Genomic DNA, 17,885 nt, shown 5'->3' on the forward strand with positions numbered 1-17,885 from the left:
ATGAGCGCCTACCTCACCCAGACGACTCTGCTTCGCGCTGCTCGATGCGTTGACGATCGCACCGACACCGCCAACCCCTGGATCCTGCTCGCCGGTGACGTCATTCGATCCGTCGGCAGCGGTCGCGACGCGCCCGACGCGAACGAGACCATTGACCTCGGGGACGTCACGCTCGTTCCGGGCTTCATAGACATCCACGGGCACGGCGGCGCCGGAGGCGCGTACGACGAGGGCCCAGAGGAAATCCAGAAGTCGTTGCGCTTACACCGGCAGCACGGAACCACCCGGTCCGTGCTCAGCCTGCTCACCAATCCCGTCCCCGCCCTGGCACGGTCTTTGGCGAGCATCCGAACAGTGATGGAGAACGATCCACTCGTACTCGGAGCGCATCTCGAAGGTCCCTTCCTCTCCGCGCTCAATCACGGTGCTCACGAGCCCGGACACCTCGTCGCCCCGACACCAGACAATGTCGACGCTGTGATCGAAGCAGGCCGTGGCGTTCTCCGCCAAGTCACGCTCGCACCCGAGGTACCCGGAGCGATGGACGCCATTGCCGCGTTCACGTCCAACGGAGTGATCGCGGCGGTGGGACACACGATCGCGACATACGAGACTGCCCGCAACGCGTTTGACGCGGGCGCGACCCTCCTCACACATGCGTTCAACGCGATGCCCGGCATCCACCACCGACGGCCGGGCCCGATCATGGCGGCGATCGATGACGACCGGGTCACGCTCGAACTCATCCTCGACGGGGTCCATGTTGCACCGGTCGTGGCCCGCACACTCTTCCACGCAGCCCCGGGACGGGTCGCGCTCATCACTGACGCGATGGCGGCCGCTGGGGCACCAGACGGCACTTACAGGCTCGGGTCGCTTGCTGTTGACGTCGTTGCAGGTGTCGCCCGGATCGCTGGAGGCGACACGATAGCCGGATCGACCCTCACGCAGGACCTCGCCCTGCGGATCGGCGTTCATCACGCCGGCCTTGGCATGCAAGAAGCGGTCGCGGCCCTCACCGCGTCCCCCGCCGCAGCGCTTGGGCTCGGGCATCGTCTCGGCCGACTAGCGCCGGGGTTCGCAGCCGACGTCGTGGCGATCACTCCGACGCTCGAGATCGCCGACGTCTGGGCCGACGGGGTGAGGCAAACGCGGCCCCTATGACGATCGTCGCAGGATCGCTGTTGCTCCGTTCCTTCGCCGCACGCGGACAGACGCGCACATCGATGAGGTTCGCGGGCAGCGCGCCGTCTGCTCCTCCTCACAGCTCGCTCTTGACGAGTCCGGCGCAGCTGTACTGAGCCATCACGTTCGTGACACTCGGGCTGCGGGCGTGAGCCCGCGGCTCGAGTGGATCCGGCCAGTTTTGTAGTACCTCACGCTGGCCAAGGATCCCGAGCGCGCTCGCATCGTCGCAGAACTGCGTCGAGCACGCCGCGGGTAGAAGTAACCGCCGGTTCAAAAAGCCGTCCCTCATTCGGCCTGGAGAGGTCTGTCCATCGGACGCACCAAAAATCTCCGATTCCACTACAAGCAGCCAGAACTGAGCGGAGGTGCCACGCGCGACGGCGCTTCTTAAAGCTACGAGCAGCACTGCTCACACGGTACGTCGCCTCGATGGACGAGGCGCTCAGCGCTCGATCGGCCTGAATCGCGGATGGTTGGAGGGAAGCCGCGCGTAGGGGTGATGGGGAGCAGCTCTGGGTCCGACATTTCATCCGATTTGACCTTGACACTAATGGCAAGGTTAGAGAATGACCGGATGCTGAAGCCCCCCTCACCCGCTGCACGCGCTTTGACGCCTGCACGGCTTCCCCTCGGTGCGCTGCTGGCACTTGCCAGCAGCGGATTCCTGACCGTGATGCTCGAGACGATGCCCGCGGGTGTCCTTCCCACTTTGAGCAGGGATTTGGGCGTCGAGGAGGCGACTGCCGGACAGACAGTGACGTTCTATGCGCTCGGAGCGCTGCTGGGTGCCATCCCGATCATCGGCGCGACGATGGGATGGCCCCGGCGTCGTCTGCTCATGATGGCGTTGAGCGGGTACATCCTTACCAGCCTGATCGTCGCGGTGTCGCCGGTGTTGGCAATGACGTTGGCCGCCAGGTTTATCGCGGGCGTCTTCGCCGGAGTCCTGTGGGGGATCCTCGCAGGGTACGCCGGTCGCATCGTTGCTCCGACACAACGAGGGCGCGCGCTGACGATCGCGCTCTCCGGTACCCCGATCGCTCTTGCTTTTGGCACCCCCGCAGGAACCCTGCTCGCCTCAGCGGTCGGCTGGCGGCTCACTTTCGTGCTGATGGCCGCCGTCACGGCAGCCGTGCTGGTCTGGGTCGTGACCGTGGTACCTCCTCTCCCGGGACAGGAGCAGCACGAGCGCACGAATGCAGTCCAGGCGCTTCGCCTTCCCGGCATCGTGCCGATCATCGCCGTCGCGCTGCTGTTCTTCTCGGGTCATGCGCTGCTGTACACCTACATCGCACCGTTCCTCTCCCTCGCAGGGATGGGCGGCACGGTCGGTGCTGCGCTCCTCGTGTTCGGCGTCTCGGCTCTCGTCGGTCTGTGGGCGACGGGACTTCTGATCGACCGTCATCTGCGCCTGCTCATGCTGGTCAGCACCGCTGTGTTCGCACTCGCGGTCCTTGTGCTCGGACTGGCCACAAGCGCGCCGGCTGCGATCATCATCAGCATCGCCGCGTGGGGAATTGCCTTCGGCGGGTCGGGAAGCCTGCAGCAGACGGCGCTGACGAACGCGTCCGGCACTGCCGTGGACGCCGCGCAGTCGGTCCTCGTCACCGGCTTGAACCTGGGGATCGCTGTGGGCGGGATCCTTGGCGGACTCGTTCTGACCGGCTTCGGGGCCGGGGCACTGCCCTTCGCGACGCTGACACTGCTCGTTCTCGTTCTCGTCATCGTCGCCGCGGGACGACGGCACGCTTTCCCCGCTCAGCGCCTGACAGATCCGTCGTGACTGGGCTCCCGCCGCGATGACCAACCCAAACACGCACACCATCAGGAAAGGCCCCCAGAAATGACCACTGAGAAGAAGATGCTGATCAGCATGCAGCTGGGCAACGGGTACGGGGCCCCGACGCTCGCCTGGCGTGCACCCAATGTCGACCCGCGCAACTACACCAATCCCGACGCGCACGTGCGGTATGCGCAGGCCGCGGAGCGAGGCAAGTTCCAGTTCTTGTTCTTGCCGGACATGCTTGCGCAGAGCCAGCAATCCGACCAGGACTCCCCAATGCTAACCATGGACCCGTTCATCACCATGGCCGTGATGGCGCGGGAAACCCGAAAGATCGGTTTCGTGTCGACAGCGTCAACGACGTTCTACGAACCATATAACCTCGCGCGTCAGCTGAAGACACTCGATGTGATCAGCGGCGGCCGGATCGGCTGGAACGCGATCACGACGTCTGATGAGGCCTCCGCGGCCAACTTCGGCACGTCGATCGCCAGCCGTGACGAACGCTACGGACGCGCTCAGGAAGTCATCCAGATCGTTCAGGCCCTCTGGGGCAGCTGGCAACACGACGCCTGGACCGCAGATCAGGAATCGGGAGTCTTCGCCGACCTGACAAAGATCCAGCCCATCAATCTCCAAGGCCGGTACGTCGCCTCCCGCGGCCCGCTCGAAATTCCCCCGTCCAAGCAAGGTCAGCCCGTCATCTTCCACGCCGGGCAGAGTCCCCACAGCCTCGCGCTGGCGGGCCGTTTCGCGAACGGAGTGATCGGGAACACCCACTCCATCGCGGACTCGATCCGTCAGCGGTCGAACGTTCGGCGGGCGGCGGAGCAGGCGGGCCGCAACCCCGACGACATCAAGTACTTCGCAGGGATCAGCCCGACCATCGCGCCAACGAAACGAGAGGCGCTCGACCGGCGCGGTCGATTGGTCCAACCGCAGCTCCACCACCAGGTCGGCTACCTCGGGATGATGCTGGGCATCCCCCTGACGGCGCGCGATCTCGACAGACCCTTGAGCGCAACGACGCTCGCAGCGGCCCGAGCCGCTCCGTCCGACCCCCGATCCGCGACCGCCCTGGAACTGGCTCGAGAAGGATGGAGTGTCCGTGACATCCTTTACCACGGCGTCATCGACTACCACCCCGCTCCTGTCGGCCCTCCGCAGCTCACCGCCGATCACATGCAGGAGTGGTTTGAGGCCGGCGCCTGCGACGGGTTCTGGCTCAACCCCGACATCTACGAGGACGGCATCGACGCATTCGTGGACGGAGTCGTGCCCCTGCTCCAGCAGCGAGGCCTCTTCCACCACGACTACGACGGAGACACCCTCCGGGATCACCTCGGTGTGCCGTACCAGTACGGCATGAACTAGGACGTTTCCTCCCGGAACAGGCAGATGTCCCCAGGACACGACCGCACGTCATCCCACAGCCCTCGATAGCAGAAGGAATTCATGACCGACCAGAACCCCTCTCCGATAAGGCCGCCGTCACCCTTCTTCGGGGCGGCGACCTTGCCGTCAGGTGCCCGTGTACGCCGGTCAGCACCACGGCAGCGGCTACCGACGCGAGACGAGCGGCCTCCACCACGGATACCTCGACACGCCGTCGACGCCACTGTTCGCAGGCGTGGTCGGCGACAATCCGCCGACAAGAACAGTGAGCCAGCTGGCCTGAAGAAGCAGGGACGTTGGGAGCCATCGCGTGGGTAGTCGGGCGGCCACACACGCCGATGTTGTCAGGCCGTGCAGCCGTTGTCGACACCGTCGCTTCGTTCTTGCGCACCGACGATTGAGATCGGCCGCCACGCCTCGCGCTGATAGGCGTTTATCAACTGGCGCGGCCCCGAGAGGGTGGCGATTCGGGCGTGCCGGTTCGCGGCCATCTCCATTCTGTGCGCACCCGCTCACGAATCCGAGAGGACTCTTCTCTTTGCAGCCGACATCTACGTCGGTTGTTCTCGTCTCCCCGAGGGCCAGGGGTCTGCGGACCAGTTCGCGGTCAGTAGACGGCGCGGCTTAGGCGCAAGAGGTAGTCGCCGCTGATCGATCCGTCGACTTCGCTGCGTTCCGTGGCGGCGGCGGAGACGATGTCGCGACGCCGCGGCGATCGCTCCTTGTCGGCGGCAGCCAGGAATGCCGGCAGTTCCGTGGCAGTGCGATCGGTGCAGTAGGCGGGGGTTCCCGGCTGCTGCCGCCAGGACTCGCTCAGTGCGCCAGCGTCGACGGCGTCGAAACCGGTGTCATCGACCAGTGTCATCGCCAACGACTTCGCTCCGGCATCGTCCCCAGCCACGGGTACTGCGACGCGGTCAGGAGTGCCGGGCTGGGTGGCGCGGTCCGCGAAGGACTGCGCGCCGATCGCGTTCCACGCCTTCACCACGGGACGGCCGAGCCGCTCGACGACCCACAGGCTCTCCACCTGCCCTGACTCCAGCTCCTCGATTTCACCGTCACGCATCGGGTAGTAGTTCGACGTGTCGATCACGACCGCGCCCGACGGGGCATCGCGAACGAGCGGCGCGATGTCCGGGATGCGACTCAACGGCACCGAGACGATCAGGGCGTCGATGCCGGCCGTCACCTCTCTGGCATCGACGGCGGTGGCGCCTGTGCTGAGAGCCTTGCCTTCGATGGTCTCGGGGCCGCGACTGTTCGCGATGGACACCTCGTGCCCCGCGCTGGCGAGACGCTGCGCGAGGGTTGCGCCGATCATGCCCGTACCGATGATGCCGATCTTCATGGACTCCTGCCTTCCGAACTCGTGGTGTAGTCCAGTCTGAACATTGCCACTAGTGTGAAGGTCAAGCGACGAGGAGGGGAAAGCCATGAGAATCGGAGAGCTCTCCAAGCAAACGGGGGTGCCGTCGCGCATGCTCCGCTACTACGAGGAGCAGGGGTTGATCACTCCGCAGCGGCTCGACAACGGATACCGGGACTACGGGGACTACCTCGTGGATCGCGTGAACAAGATCCGGGGCCTGGTCGAGAACGGGATCCCCACCAGGATCATCATCGACATCCTCCCGTGCCTCGATCAGCCGCAAACGATCGTCGTCCGGAACCCCTACCCCGAGCTCCGAGACACGCTCACCCAGGAACGCGATCGGATGTCGGAAAAGATCGACTTCCTCATCCAGAGCCGCGACGCGCTCACCCAGTACATCGAAGCGATGGACCGCACCACGTCCGGGACAGGGGCCGCTCAAGCGAGCTGAACTCACGCCGAGAGCGGAGGGCTCTGGTATGCCCTGATGTCGTCTGATCGCGGCGACCCTCCTCGGACTTGACCTTCGCACTGCTGAGGGGGTTGCACCATGGGTCAGTGGACAGCTCGTCATCGCCTTCCCCTCATCGCGAGGGCATGCTCCTCGGCCTCCACTTCGGCAACGCTACGGTTCCCAGCCCGATACATGGCGCATGCCCGGCGTGAATCCGTCCGGCTACGTATTCGCTTACGCTTTCTCCGCCTGAACGAGCAGCCCCTGCTCCCTCCAACGATGCCGTGCACTGCACGGACGTATCGAGCCGGCGGAGCTCGGCCACGGCTCGCGGACGGGAACTCCGGTGAAGCCGGGGCTACGACGGACGCGGGCACTCGTCAGCTCGGCAGGTTCCACCTGAGGTCGTATCCGGTATCGGCGAGGAACCACAAGCGATTCCGAACCTCCTCGAGCGCTTTCGTGTCGTCGTCGGTGCGGGTGTCGGCGCGGAGGAGTGTGTTGGCGGTGATGACGTCGTCGGTGCGGTCCCGGTAGCCGGCGGCTGTCGCGGTGGCGAAGATGGTTGGGTCGGCCGGGATGATCAGCTCGGTCCCGGCAAGGTCTTCGTCTTCGGGCTCGAATCCGAGGCCCTTCATGTCGATTTCGTTCGCTGCGAAGGCGACGAGACGGTACGGCGTCGTCTTGCCGACAGTGATCGCCGGGTAACCGGGGCGACTCGAGATCCCGCGCCCGGAGATCAAGCAGCCGGCGCTGATGAGCCGGTCCGCCTGCTCCGGAAACGGGAGGTCGGATCGCCACCGCGTCCGAATCCCACCCGGTCCCGGGTAGCAGGCGATGCTCCAGTCGACGAGCCCGCCGACTTTCCGGGATTCCCATCCGATGCTGGTGCGGTGCACGCGTTTCCCGAGTCGGGCGAGGGCGTCGTCCACCTGCCCGGGCCTGAATCCTCCGCGCTCGACGAGTTCGTCGAAGCTCGCGCCGTTGACCGCGAGCATCCGCGCCACGGCGAAGGTGATGTAGATCGGTGCGGCGTCCTTCCACCGGTCGTGGACGCCGAGGACCTGTTTCCCGTTGACCCAGACGCGTCGTCGGTCGACGTCGACGAGCAGGACCGTCTCGGTCTGCTCCGCGAGTGCGATCTGCATTTGCATCACGGTGCGCGGGGCGAGCAGGTGCAACTCTGCCGGTGTGTCTGGTTCGCCGCGTGGATTCCGGGTTGATGTTGGGAGGCGGGCGCGGCGGCCGTCGGCGAGGCGGATCGTGTCGTGGGACTCGACGACCGCGTTCAGGCCGGCGAGTTTGAGGACGGCGAGGGCGTCGGTGAGGTCCGCGGTCTCCCCGAGCCCGTACGGGAGCGTGATCTGCGGCCGTCCCGCGTAGGCGTCGGCGACCCATTGCAGTGCGGGCCCCATCAGCGGCGCTCCTCGGGGGTGTCGGGTCGGATGAGGGCGATGATCCAGCCTGCTTCGGTGAGGAACGGCTCCCACCCGTCGCGAGTGTCACCGTGGGCTGGTTCGCACCGGTAGCCGCCGTCGCCGTCGGTGCTACTGACGAGGACCTGCCGGAGCTCGGAGTCCGGTGGATCACGGAAATACATGTGCCCGTGGGTGCCGGCCATGTCGAACGCGACGCTGAGCAGGAACAGCTCGGGTCGGGCGGTCACCACCGCCACCGCCGTCCCCGGAACAAGGCGATGACGGTGGCGAGGGGCCGGCCTTGCTGCATCCAGACCAGCGGTGTCAGGGGCACATCGTCAACGCTGAGGAATTGACGGGCTGTGGTCATGAACTCGGTCATCGCCGCCGCGTCGAGGAGCCGCTGCGGCGCTGCCGCGAAGAGCACGTCAAGCCCCGGCAGCAGACTGGCCGGGTCGCCGAACTCGGGGAGGGCGGGTCGGATGAGTTGCCAGTCGGGGATGCGTTCTTCACCGTCGAGGTCGAAGCTCGTGAGCCGGTTCGACCCGAACATTTCGCCGACCTCGTCGATGCTGATCTGTAGGGCGGTGGCGGCTTCCGCTTCGGTGAGGGTCGTGTCCAGCAGGTGTCGGCGGATGCGTGCCTGGGTGGCCTGCCACCATTCCGCGGGCACGTCAGCACCATCAGCAGGAGCGGAACCGGGGGCGTGTGGGATTTGGCGGCCGTTGTCGGTGTAGGCCTGGAGCTGGTCGATGCTGATCTCACCGCGGGCGTACATCCACAACTGGCCCTGCCACGGCATGTCATCCGGGAACCCTTCGAGATAGCCGGCGTGGATGACTTCCCGGACCGTCTTCTCCCGCTTCGCGACCACGGACGCTGGGATGAGCAGGGTCTGCACGATGCGGTTCGCTTCCCGCGTTGCGGGGACGGTCAGGTCAGTGAGGCGCCGCCGGTGCCGGTCAACGAGCTCGTAACCGGGTTCCTTCTCACTGGGTTCGATCATGATCCGCGCCATCGACGCTTCCGGGTCGTCGGTGTCCTCGAGGAGGACATGCCCCCAGAGGATCCGGTCGTTCGAGAGGTGCAGGGAAACCAGACGGATCACGGGCGGTACCTCCAAGAAGTCGGGACAGGAGCGCGAGGGTTAGGGCTGGGAAGTCGGCGAGGTGCGGCCGATGCGTTCGGGTGTGTAGCGAAGGATGAACCGCATGATGCGGTCCGCTTCCGCCATCGCTGGCACCGATGGGTCCTGGGCGTCCGGGTCGACGTTGGTGAGCCGGAACCATGGCGCCGCGTCGGTGTGGTCGATCAGCACCGTGGCGGGCTTGTCGTCAGGGTGGTCGAGGCTGGTGAACATGACGGCGCCGAAGAAGCGTGCGTCGTCGTACGCCAACGTCAGGGACAGCAGCTGCAGCGTCATCGGTGGACTCTCGTTAGCTGCCGCTGGGGTGCCAGCGGAGGTCGTGGGCGAGGTCGGCTTGGAAGTGCAGCAGCTGCCGCAGCGCGTTCACCGCCTCCGTGTTCGCGGTCACCCAGCTGTCTTCGTACATGACGTGCGCGGTGATGAAGTCGTCTGTGCAGCACCCCTCGGCCGCGGTCAGGATGGTGGTGTCCTGCGGGATGACGACTGTGACGGTTGCGTCGTTCACGGTGACGGGTTCGTAGCCGAGCGCGTGCATGTCGGGGTGCTGGGCGAAGAACGCAGTCAGGCGGTTCGGCGGGACGAAGACGCCGGACTGCTGCGCGGCCCACCGGTCCGACATCACCCCGCCAAGCCCGATCAGCTCGTCTGCTTGAGCGTCGATGCTGACGTCGCGGCGCCAGCAGGTGCGGATCCCGCCGGGACCCGGATACGCCGCCAACGCCCAGTCGCACAGTGCATGCCGGTCGGCTGCTTCCCACCCGACTGGTGTGTGGACGACGTGCGCACCGAGCACGGGCATAACGGCTCGGACGTCATCCGCCGGGATGCCGACGCGGTCCGCGATGGCGTGCGTGCCGCCTCCATGCAAGACGATCGTCCGGGCGCTGGCGAACACGGTCTGCCATCCAGGCGTCGCGTCGCGCTGCATCGAGCTGCCGTGCACCTGCCGGCCGTTCGCCCAGACACGTTGCCGCTTCCCGTTCACGACTACGAGGTCCGGGTACCGCCGCGCCAAGGACAACACTCCACCCTCTGACCCGCCAGGGAGAACGATGAGGTCCTCGTCTCGTTCGGCAGGGGTGCCGTCCTCGGTGATCGTGGCTGTCGGGTCCGGCGTGGACAGAAACCCGGTCCGGCCGTCCTTGAACCGCAGCCGGTCAAACGCCTCAACCGTGGCGGGCATGCCAGCCGCGGCTAGCGCCGTCAGCGTCTGGGTGATGTCGATCGTCCACCCGAGCCCGAACGGCAACGACAGGATTCTCTGGTGGTGGCGGATGTTCTGCACCCATTGCCGGTCACTCATCAACGCCGCCCCGGAGGCGACCGAACGAAACGTTGGTCAGTCATGGTCGCGAAGCCTCGGGTCGTCCTCAGAGAGCCGCTCCAAGCCGAGTCCGGACGCGTCGAGGATCGCGTTCTCGGACTCTTCGGTGGCGACGAACGATCCGATCTGCGCGTTGACCGCGACAAGAACCCCGATTCGACTCCGCGCATCCAACACCACCGCGGCAACCTCCTCCTCGGAGCAATTCGAGCTCAGTTCCGGCCTCGACGGGTGCAGGGCCGGGAACTCGAGCCGCTGCACCGGCGGATGCCACGTGACGCCGATGCGGAGCACTCGTTCGTCTTCGTTGTTGCGGTAGAACATCGACCCGAACGGGTGGCCCATATCGAGGGTGAGGTCGGCACCGTAAAGCGTCCAGCCAGGAGCGCCGTAGGCGGAGTCCCACCGTTGCACCATGAGTGCTCCGAGCCCCATCTTCAGGCCTGGGATGAGGGCTTCGTCGTCCTGTACCTCCGCGTAGAGGGCTTGCAGATTCGGGGGACTCTGGTTCCGCAAGCTCGACAGTGGGATTCTCGCCAACCATCGCGGGCTCGAGTCAGTCATGGCCGGCTGCTTGCATGGCGAGGCGGCCGTTCGTCAGAAACCACATGTGGCGAATCTAATCGCAACTTGCCAGTATGTGAAGCCCTTCCCCCATGCTCGCGAACACACGGCCGTGTCGGTGCTCGCGGCTAATCTGCATCGAGTGCATGAGGGATCTTCGGAGGCGGCTTGGGGACCGCGATCGCGACCACTGTCGCGTAGGGTCGGCGCTGTACTCAGCGGCATCGGTGCGACGACCCTGGCGACGAGCATGGTGCTCTACCTGTTTCTGCTCCCGTTCGGACTCATCAACGGCCCCGGTGTTGCCGACATCACCGATGCGCTCGTTGCGTTCGGCCGTCAGCTCGATGATGGGGCGGCGGAGTTCCAAGGGATCGTTCTTGGCGTCCTCGGCGCTCTGTTCATCGGCCGGATCGTTGCACCTGTCGACGACGTCAAGCACGAAGTCGAAATTGACGTCGGATCTGCCTTCGCCGGGCACGTCCTCGCCGCGTTCGTCGTCTCGACCGCGCTGCTGACCGGTGTCGGCGTTGCGGGCGACGATGAGACGGCCGGGCACGTCTGGTACTTCAGCCTTCTCGCTATCGTCGCGTACGCGTTGGCGTGGGGCATTGATGCTGGCATCACCATCACCAGGAAACGTCAGCGGCGTCGTGCGCGCGCCGCACTTGTGGGGACGTCCTGGCGCGTCCACCGTCGAGCAGCCCGGCTGGTCCACGTTCGCGGCGCTCGAGTGAGACCAGGTGTTCGGCTACTCGTCGTAATATCATCGACCGTTGTTGTCGCGGCTGCTGCCGCCGCGTACCTGGTGATCGTGACCGCTCCTGGCGGGGTGTCAGGTTTATTCGTGATTGCTGTGGTCGGCAGCGCGGTGGTGCTGGCGACTTGGGGCACGATCTGGGCGTCATTTCTGCTCCTCGCTATTGAGCCGGGCGGGACGTGGGTGACCGTGGCAGCCGCGTGGGCGATGTCGGCGGTGACGACGGCGGGGCCAGTAGTGGCGGTGATGTTGATGCCAACTGATTCGGCGATCGCGCCGGTGAAAGTGGGGATCGTGCTCGCCGTCATGTTGCCCTTCCTCCATCTCGCCGCTCCGGTCCGGTTCCGCTTCCTGCTCCGGGGTGCGTTGGTCGCCGTCGAGCTACGATGGCATCGGGTGCGTCGTTTGGTGCTGCTCCGCGACTGGTATGCGCTCCGCAAGCGACGGTCTGACCGCCCGGACGCCGACGGTCAGGATGCGCAGCTGCTGGCATTCTTGCTGCGGGCTGGAGCGAGCGCACCGCGGAAGCTTCCGAAGACAGCGTCGTTGGCAAATCACCGGCCGAGCCACGGAATTGGGTCGGAGGATTGGTGGGAGCAGCACCGTCAGCCTGCCATGTTCTCGCCGTTGCATCCAGAGCGGCAATGGTGGACGCGACGGTGAAACCCTACGGCGGCATGATCGGCGCGACGTCCGCGCATTCGCCGCGACATCATCACGCTCCGCATCAGCCACGTCCCCGCACCGGAGGCCGCGGACGCGCCATGGCCCTTCCGGCGTCGAATTGACAGTCGCCGGCGACAGGCGGTCGGTCACCTTCTCGCACCGACGGAACCGTGACAACACCCTCGGGCCCCTCGTTCCGGAACTGATGCCGTAGCGGGAGGCGATTCAACGAACCTCACGAAGCTGCTGGGGAACCAGTCGACGTGGCGGGCCAGGTTGCCTGTCCTGAGCTCGGCGACGACCGTGGGCACCAGTTAGACGTGAACCCTGCGACGATCGGCCGGCCACATCCGGCCGCCAGCCGAAGGCGTATCCACGCTGCGGCGAGCTTCGCCGCATAGCGGTGGGCGAGTAGTGCTGTACTCCCTACGCGAAACACGGCGCGCTACCAGGACTGACGAACGGAGTGTTCACTACTGTGAGGACCATGACGCACGCTGGCGGGACCCTTCGCTTCACCAAGCCTCCGGTACGCGGAGTATCACTGACCGTGTTCTTCGCGCCGATCGAAGGGCTCCTGCTCACCTCGCTCGCCCCCCTGGTGTCCGAGGTCAAGAAGGGGTTTCCCGTCGTCAAGGAACGCTTCGCCGAAATGCCGTGGACATTTGAGGATCTGGACGATGACGCGCTGCCATCCCTCGATGATGATGCGTTCCCGTTCCCGTATTTGACGTTCGCAAACGGCAGCGGACATGCAATCAACTTCCAGAACGACCGATTCCGCCTGACGTGGTCCTTCTCTGACGGTGACGGGTATCCGGGCTTCGACGCGCTTCGGACGCAGCTCGATGACCATCTCAGCCTTTTCGTGCGGCATGTCGCAAAGGAAGTCGGTGAAGATGTCGCTGTGAGCCACGTGGCGGTCCGTTATGACAACGAGCTCGGTGACGACGCAAGCCCCCTCGATGTGATGCTTCGCGCTTACGGCGTCGAGGCGGAAGAGAAGCGTCGTCCTTCAGATGCCAACAAGCTCGAAGATGCGACCTTCCACGCAACAGTGCCTCGGCACGCGGAAGGCCGCACCGAAGAGGTCTACGTCATCTCACGCCGCGTCGACACAAGCACGACGCTTGGGCTTCGATCCACTTCGCGCAGACCCGAACCCTCGAACGGGGGCTGGGGAGACCTCCTCGAGGCGGCTCACGGTAATCTAATCAACGTCTTCGACAGCTTGACGTCGCGGGCACAGAAGGTGGAGTGGGGGGTAACAGCATGAGCTTCGCTGCAGATTTCTACACGGCACCATCAGCGCCCGTCCAGTGGAAGCAGCACCAGAAGCGTCAGACGCGGCGCCGCTTGGTCGCGGTGCCGATCGACCAGCGAGAACACGAGGTCCTTGACTTCGATCGGCAGGCGTTCCTCGATGCCGTCATCGTCGTCAACGATGCGATTGAACATGCCATTCGCCAAATCGACGAGATCGAACGGCATATCGACCTCGGAAGCGGTATTCGAAGCCGCATGCTGTCAGCCCTCCGTGCTTCGCTCGGAAAAACTTCCGTGTTTCCCACCCTCACGACCGACGGCAATGATGGCCTCATCGCGCAGTGGAAAGCCGGGCCGCGGTATCTCATGCTCGAGATTTCGTCCGATGACGGCTATTCGATGATGGCTACAGGCGATGATGGCGAGCTTCAGCTCAATGTCGCGGATGATGGGAATCCCGACTTCGAGGAAATGAAGATCCTCGTGCGAGAGTTCTCGGCATTTGTCGAGGCTCGTAATCCTGCTTGGCGAGAACAGTACGTCTGACAGTGAGCCCAGCCCTTTGGGTCGTCGACGACGGATCTGTGCCCGACGATGCGCACGTCTTTCGACGGCTACCCGACAAACCTCCGTTTATCGCCGTTCCTGATGCGCTCGGCGGCCCTAAGGAGCTCGGTATCGCCGTCTACTCCTACGATGACGATGACGGCATGTCCGTGTACTCGTCAGTCGCAATGGAACGCGAATCCATTACGCATGTCGAACTCATCGACTGGACGACGAAGAACCTGTGTGTCGTGCCAATGGCGGTGGTGCGGCGATCCCTACCGCGAGCCGAAGCGCGCCCCGGAACCGTCTCACCTGACGCTACACATGAAGTTCCCGGCGGAGTCATCGCAGCGGAGGTTACGCATTCCGATCCGCGAATCGGGCGCTCCCACGCGTTGATGCGTATTGAGGTCGTTCCAACGGCGGCAAAGAACGTACTGAAGCCGGCTTGGAACGCCTTCCGACTGAAGCTGCTTGACGACACGTGCTTCAAAACCGAGGCAAAGGGTGAATGGACACGGCAACCAGCTCGCGATATTCCGTCGGGCGCCTAGAAGCGACCCACGATGGATCCAGTTTCAATCGGGCCAAGCCGCCCTACCGATGTGTCAAAGTCGACGCTTTGACAGGTTTTGCCTGGTGCGATCAGCGCCAAATGCATCGCCCGATGCCATGTCTCGGTCAGCGATTCCACGCTTTAGTCGGGGCGCCTCAGTGAACGTTGCCCGGCGAGGGCCCGACATCGGGAGCTGACGCTTGAGCCGTCGTGACCGCAACTTCTGGAACAGCGATGAGAGTAAGCGCACGCAGGACCTAACGCGGCGCTTCCGGATGCTGCACGTCCGTCTCGATCGCCAGCCGCTAACTAAACGGTCAGCGGCGCGCAGTCAGCGCAGGAGTACTGACTTCGCCGAGCTGGTCGAGCGTGAGACGGAAATCTACCGTTCGCTTCCTCGCGATCAGGTGAGAAGCTCGATGAGCGTGTCCATCTCCGTCAGCGCCGCGTCGGCTACCAGCGAGCCCTCGAACGAGTTCTCCTGCCGGATCCTGAGCCGGTCAGCGGTCCGCCGAGAAATTGATGCTGGAGTCGATCAGGGCGCGAGCCTGCCTGACTGATCAAGCAGGATGTGGAGAACGGTTACAACTCGACCGGCAAAGTAATCGTACGCGTCGACTGGAAGGTCGGCGACGTGTGTCTCGTGGTGGCGGACCCGGAACGTGTTTCCAAGGTTTGTGACCGCGATCATGTCTGCGCGGACGACGCTACGCAATGGCTCTGATTCGATATGAGCGAGGAGCGCCTCGGCACTGGCCTTCTTCTGATTCTTGCCGGGTTGCTCGACCGTCTTCAACCGTTCCAGTGCGCCCCACAGTGACTGTATGCCTGCGAGCCGTTCGGAGGCTTTCCTGGAGATAAGAAGACTCCGACCCTCTGCCACAAGAGCGTCCAATTCAGTGTCACCAGTTGCGGGATCGAGAGCGTTCAGAGACTCTCGCAGCTCCGCAGGACCGATGCGGACAATAGTCAAGCTGCCCAGCATCTCGTAAGCGGCGCCACCGCGTGCGAGAAGCTGATTTACGTCATTCCGGTACCGTGTTGCGCCGGCCTGCCGATCGAAACGCAACGAGAAATGGTCGAAGAATTTGTGATATGAAGAGTTAGTGGGTTCCGCGATGAATTGTCCAACAAGTTCAAGCAGGTCGAAAAGTGTCTCATCAACTATTTGTCCCTGATTTCGCCAAAGCGGAACTTGGATGTTCGGTATGAGAGCAGACGCGCGCGTCTCGAACGCTTCAACGTTCGTTGCATAGATGTGACGCTTATCCGGGTCGGAGCACCTCTCCGGGAACTCATCAGCGAGCCAGTCCGAATCCAGGCGAGAGATAACCAGCGCCAGTAACCCTGCGGCGGTTTCGGCTGGCAGCATCTCCGCCGTCCGCGGACGCTCCCCATGGAGGCGATCGGTGTACAGGGGATTGCTCGTCATGGAGGCAATCATGGTGTTAAACGTCTCGCCGCGCCAGCGGCTGCGATGCGGTTGCAGCCGTCGCGTTCGAGACGCACACGGAGGTCACCATCATCTGTCGGCAGCAGGGACCGTTCAGCCAGCGGCCGACGAATCACCTCGACGCTGCCGAGGCGGCATTCGACGACGCCTACCAGCTCCTTGAAGTCATCGTCGACGCAGCGACGTGCGGCGAAGGCGTCTGAAGCGAAGCGGACGCGGAGCCTTCCTCCTGCTCCCAGCCGGACCACCGGTACGACCCACGTCCCGGCCTCATCTTGCCGGCAGGAGGGTCTCGACTGATCGCATGGGCCATGATGGGCATGTGTCTTGGCTCGGTTTCGTGGACTCGCTGGTGCGGTCGCTGGCGTGGCCAACTGTTGTCCTCATCGCATCGCTGCTATTCCGGACCGAAGTTGCGGGCCTTGTCGCCCGGCTGACACACCTGAAAGTGCCCGGCGGCGAGGCGACGTTCGGCGAGGGACTGGCGAAGGCCGAGAACACATTCGAGAAGTTCCAGGCGTCGGCGACGGGTGCTGAAGCTGCATCCGGTCAATCGGAGGCGACGGACTCCGACGAGGCAGGCAACGTCGACTCCGAGTCAGTGGAGCCTTCGGCACTGGTTCTGCGCTCCTGGGAGCATCTGTCGGAGGAGATCATCGGACTCGCGCACGCGCGCGTTCCCGGAGTGCGCGCGACGAACGCTGCATCTGCAGCGGCGGCGCTCGAACGCGCTGGCGTCGTCAACGACCTTTTCGTCGAGACGGCGAATGAGCTCCGCCAACTTCGGAACGCTGTTGCTCACGCGAAGGAGATCCCGACACCGGGCTCGGCGATCGCGTACGCAGACCAAGCCCGTGAACTGCAAGCGGCGTGCCGCGCGCTCGCGCAGCTGCACAACGGCCGCGGAGGAACAGCGCCCTGACGGGAAGGCTCAGGCGGGTCCCGCGTCGCTTTTCCCACTCGCCTGCCAAAGTCGATGTGTGGACCTCAACACGCTCAACACGCTTCCGCCTTCCGATCAACGGATATTCCTGCTCGGCCGGGTGACCTCTGAGACGACGAGCCTCGATGCGGCTCTCCGCTTCGTGCATGCCGCTCTGCGTGGGCGTCACGAGATCGATGCGTTCCTCGACGCGCCGCGGTACATCACGACCATCGTCAAGGAGTGCAAAGCGCTCCTCGCCCAGCATGACGGCATCGACGCGACCGGCCGGCGAGCAGTGAACGCGACGCTGACCGCCGCGAACAAGCTGTACACGTCACGGAACCGGTTCATCCACGACATGCTCCGTGCCGACCTCCTCAGCGGGGGATGGGAACTTGCAGGGCTCGAGCGTCAGCCAGACGGCGAGCAGGACATCACCGCAACCACATTCGACGGCATGGTCGGACTTGTTGAAGATCTCGTCGGAGTCGTATGGCGGCTCCGGGGAGCAGCGTTCTACATCCTCAACGGCTCCTGGAGCGGACTCGCAACCGGAGCCGTCGAGGGGCAATGGGACGGCAGCGCCGACTACGTCAGCTGAGGCCTGCTGACCCTGCCTGGCTTTCATCGAACGCCCAAGATTGAAAGCGATACATGGTCCGACTGGCCACCGCATCGTTCGCTGACATACCGCTGCGGGTCGAGGAACTCGCGGACCTGAAGCTGGACCAGTAGACGCTTTCGCGCCATCCAACTTTGACGTTCCCTTCGGCTACGTGCTGCGGGTCCGCCCCAGGCCAGAGCTGACAAGGGCCTATTCGCACCGCACCACGGGCAGGACGCGTTCCTTCCGCGCCCCGCGAGCCTTCGAGATTCGAAAGGTCGCCACTGTTCGAGTCCTGCCGACTCCGCTTTCCTCGCCGATATGGTGCTTCGTGTTGTCGATCGCGCACCCCGATCAAGAGTCGTGGTGTGAGTCACCTACCTCTGACGAGGTCACGATCCTCGTCTCTGGCCTGCCTGAGGGTTTCGACGAGGCGACCACCTGCGGTCACAGGGCGCGCC

Annotated in this window: 19 protein-coding genes; 11 read left to right on the forward strand and 8 right to left on the reverse strand. The window is 64.6% G+C overall.

Going from position 1 to position 17,885, the window contains the following annotated elements; translation table 11 throughout:
• From nagA to ACXKZB_RS01310, 3 genes are all read left to right on the forward strand, one after another.
• A complete protein-coding gene (gene nagA / locus ACXKZB_RS01300; RefSeq protein WP_488824386.1) occupies positions 1-1,164 on the forward strand; it encodes an N-acetylglucosamine-6-phosphate deacetylase in 1,164 nt (387 codons plus the stop codon).
• A gap of 598 nt (positions 1,165-1,762) precedes the next feature.
• Positions 1,763-2,971, forward strand: a complete 1,209-nt coding sequence (locus ACXKZB_RS01305; protein WP_488824387.1) for an MFS transporter — start codon at positions 1,763-1,765, stop codon at positions 2,969-2,971.
• Between the two features lie 60 nt (positions 2,972-3,031).
• Positions 3,032-4,345, forward strand: coding sequence for an NtaA/DmoA family FMN-dependent monooxygenase (locus ACXKZB_RS01310; protein WP_488824388.1), 1,314 nt, complete (start codon positions 3,032-3,034; stop codon positions 4,343-4,345).
• 628 nt (positions 4,346-4,973) lie between these two features.
• On the opposite strand, the gene ACXKZB_RS01315 is transcribed toward ACXKZB_RS01310, so the two are convergent.
• Positions 4,974-5,714 carry an NADPH-dependent F420 reductase gene (locus ACXKZB_RS01315; RefSeq protein WP_488824389.1) on the reverse strand — a complete coding sequence of 247 codons (741 nt, stop codon included), beginning with the start codon at positions 5,712-5,714 and terminating at the stop codon, positions 4,974-4,976.
• Between the two features lie 85 nt (positions 5,715-5,799).
• On the opposite strand from ACXKZB_RS01315, the gene ACXKZB_RS01320 reads away from it, so the two are divergent.
• The gene (locus ACXKZB_RS01320) at positions 5,800-6,189 is read left to right on the forward strand and encodes a MerR family transcriptional regulator (protein WP_488824390.1); all 390 of its coding nucleotides are present in this window, start codon (positions 5,800-5,802) and stop codon (positions 6,187-6,189) included.
• 383 nt (positions 6,190-6,572) lie between these two features.
• Here the strand turns inward: ACXKZB_RS01320 and ACXKZB_RS01325 are convergent, their stop codons facing one another.
• The 6 genes from ACXKZB_RS01325 to ACXKZB_RS01350 are packed head-to-tail and all read right to left on the reverse strand — an operon-like array spanning position 6,573 to position 10,645.
• Positions 6,573-7,607 carry a hypothetical protein gene (locus ACXKZB_RS01325; RefSeq protein WP_488824391.1) on the reverse strand — a complete coding sequence of 345 codons (1,035 nt, stop codon included), beginning with the start codon at positions 7,605-7,607 and terminating at the stop codon, positions 6,573-6,575.
• A complete protein-coding gene (locus tag ACXKZB_RS01330; RefSeq protein WP_488824392.1) occupies positions 7,607-7,858 on the reverse strand; it encodes a hypothetical protein in 252 nt (83 codons plus the stop codon). The genes ACXKZB_RS01325 and ACXKZB_RS01330 overlap by 1 nt, the downstream gene beginning before the upstream one ends.
• Complete coding sequence (locus ACXKZB_RS01335; RefSeq protein WP_488824393.1) at positions 7,855-8,718, reverse strand: hypothetical protein; 864 nt, start codon at positions 8,716-8,718, stop codon at positions 7,855-7,857. Before ACXKZB_RS01335 ends, ACXKZB_RS01330 begins: the two co-directional genes overlap by 4 nt.
• Before the next feature lie 39 nt (positions 8,719-8,757).
• The gene (locus tag ACXKZB_RS01340) at positions 8,758-9,033 is read right to left on the reverse strand and encodes a hypothetical protein (protein WP_488824394.1); all 276 of its coding nucleotides are present in this window, start codon (positions 9,031-9,033) and stop codon (positions 8,758-8,760) included.
• A gap of 13 nt (positions 9,034-9,046) precedes the next feature.
• On the reverse strand, positions 9,047-10,060 hold the full coding sequence (locus ACXKZB_RS01345) for a hypothetical protein (protein WP_488824395.1): 1,014 nt from the start codon (positions 10,058-10,060) through the stop codon (positions 9,047-9,049).
• Between the two features lie 36 nt (positions 10,061-10,096).
• Positions 10,097-10,645: a hypothetical protein gene (locus ACXKZB_RS01350; RefSeq protein ID WP_488824396.1), complete on the reverse strand. Its 549-nt coding sequence runs from the start codon at positions 10,643-10,645 to the stop codon at positions 10,097-10,099.
• Between the two features lie 250 nt (positions 10,646-10,895).
• Between ACXKZB_RS01350 and ACXKZB_RS01355 the strand changes: the two genes are divergently transcribed.
• From ACXKZB_RS01355 to ACXKZB_RS01375, 5 genes are all read left to right on the forward strand, one after another.
• The gene (locus ACXKZB_RS01355) at positions 10,896-12,068 is read left to right on the forward strand and encodes a hypothetical protein (protein ID WP_488824397.1); all 1,173 of its coding nucleotides are present in this window, start codon (positions 10,896-10,898) and stop codon (positions 12,066-12,068) included.
• A 490-nt stretch (positions 12,069-12,558) separates the two neighbouring features.
• Entirely contained in the window at positions 12,559-13,347 is a 789-nt protein-coding gene (locus tag ACXKZB_RS01360) for a TIGR04255 family protein (protein WP_488824398.1), read from the forward strand.
• Entirely contained in the window at positions 13,344-13,883 is a 540-nt protein-coding gene (locus ACXKZB_RS01365) for a restriction endonuclease subunit S domain-containing protein (RefSeq protein ID WP_488824399.1), read from the forward strand. Before ACXKZB_RS01360 ends, ACXKZB_RS01365 begins: the two co-directional genes overlap by 4 nt.
• A 38-nt stretch (positions 13,884-13,921) precedes the next feature.
• Positions 13,922-14,440, forward strand: a complete 519-nt coding sequence (locus tag ACXKZB_RS01370; protein ID WP_488824400.1) for a hypothetical protein — start codon at positions 13,922-13,924, stop codon at positions 14,438-14,440.
• Between the two features lie 202 nt (positions 14,441-14,642).
• Entirely contained in the window at positions 14,643-15,002 is a 360-nt protein-coding gene (locus ACXKZB_RS01375; protein WP_488824401.1) for a hypothetical protein, read from the forward strand.
• On the opposite strand, the gene ACXKZB_RS01380 is transcribed toward ACXKZB_RS01375, so the two are convergent.
• Entirely contained in the window at positions 14,978-15,874 is an 897-nt protein-coding gene (locus tag ACXKZB_RS01380; protein ID WP_488824402.1) for a hypothetical protein, read from the reverse strand. The two genes, ACXKZB_RS01375 and ACXKZB_RS01380, sit on opposite strands and share 25 nt — an antisense overlap.
• Before the next feature lie 361 nt (positions 15,875-16,235).
• On the opposite strand from ACXKZB_RS01380, the gene ACXKZB_RS01385 reads away from it, so the two are divergent.
• Both ACXKZB_RS01385 and ACXKZB_RS01390 read left to right on the forward strand, forming a co-directional pair.
• Positions 16,236-16,817, forward strand: a complete 582-nt coding sequence (locus ACXKZB_RS01385; protein ID WP_488824403.1) for a hypothetical protein — start codon at positions 16,236-16,238, stop codon at positions 16,815-16,817.
• Positions 16,818-16,875: 58 nt separating this feature from the next.
• The gene (locus ACXKZB_RS01390; protein WP_488824404.1) at positions 16,876-17,421 is read left to right on the forward strand and encodes a hypothetical protein; all 546 of its coding nucleotides are present in this window, start codon (positions 16,876-16,878) and stop codon (positions 17,419-17,421) included.
• The last annotated feature ends 464 nt before the right edge of the window (positions 17,422-17,885 follow it).

Source organism: Curtobacterium sp. ABR8 (assembly GCF_057812125.1).

Bases quoted from the DNA above. Each gene is read 5' to 3' on its own strand.
- ACXKZB_RS01315 (WP_488824389.1), bottom strand. From the start codon at position 5,714: ATGAAGATCGGCATCATCGGTACGGGCATGATCGGCGCAACCCTCGCG.
- nagA (WP_488824386.1), top strand. From the start codon at position 1: ATGAGCGCCTACCTCACCCAGACGACTCTGCTTCGCGCTGCTCGATGC.
- ACXKZB_RS01320 (WP_488824390.1), top strand. From the start codon at position 5,800: ATGAGAATCGGAGAGCTCTCCAAGCAAACGGGGGTGCCGTCGCGCATG.
- ACXKZB_RS01310 (WP_488824388.1), top strand. From the start codon at position 3,032: ATGACCACTGAGAAGAAGATGCTGATCAGCATGCAGCTGGGCAACGGG.
- ACXKZB_RS01305 (WP_488824387.1), top strand. From the start codon at position 1,763: ATGCTGAAGCCCCCCTCACCCGCTGCACGCGCTTTGACGCCTGCACGG.
- ACXKZB_RS01325 (WP_488824391.1), bottom strand. From the start codon at position 7,607: ATGGGGCCCGCACTGCAATGGGTCGCCGACGCCTACGCGGGACGGCCG.
- ACXKZB_RS01355 (WP_488824397.1), top strand. From the start codon at position 10,896: ATGGTGCTCTACCTGTTTCTGCTCCCGTTCGGACTCATCAACGGCCCC.
- ACXKZB_RS01340 (WP_488824394.1), bottom strand. From the start codon at position 9,033: ATGACGCTGCAGCTGCTGTCCCTGACGTTGGCGTACGACGACGCACGC.
- ACXKZB_RS01365 (WP_488824399.1), top strand. From the start codon at position 13,344: ATGAGCTTCGCTGCAGATTTCTACACGGCACCATCAGCGCCCGTCCAG.
- ACXKZB_RS01350 (WP_488824396.1), bottom strand. From the start codon at position 10,645: ATGACTGACTCGAGCCCGCGATGGTTGGCGAGAATCCCACTGTCGAGC.
- ACXKZB_RS01345 (WP_488824395.1), bottom strand. From the start codon at position 10,060: ATGAGTGACCGGCAATGGGTGCAGAACATCCGCCACCACCAGAGAATC.
- ACXKZB_RS01380 (WP_488824402.1), bottom strand. From the start codon at position 15,874: ATGACGAGCAATCCCCTGTACACCGATCGCCTCCATGGGGAGCGTCCG.
- ACXKZB_RS01360 (WP_488824398.1), top strand. From the start codon at position 12,559: ATGACGCACGCTGGCGGGACCCTTCGCTTCACCAAGCCTCCGGTACGC.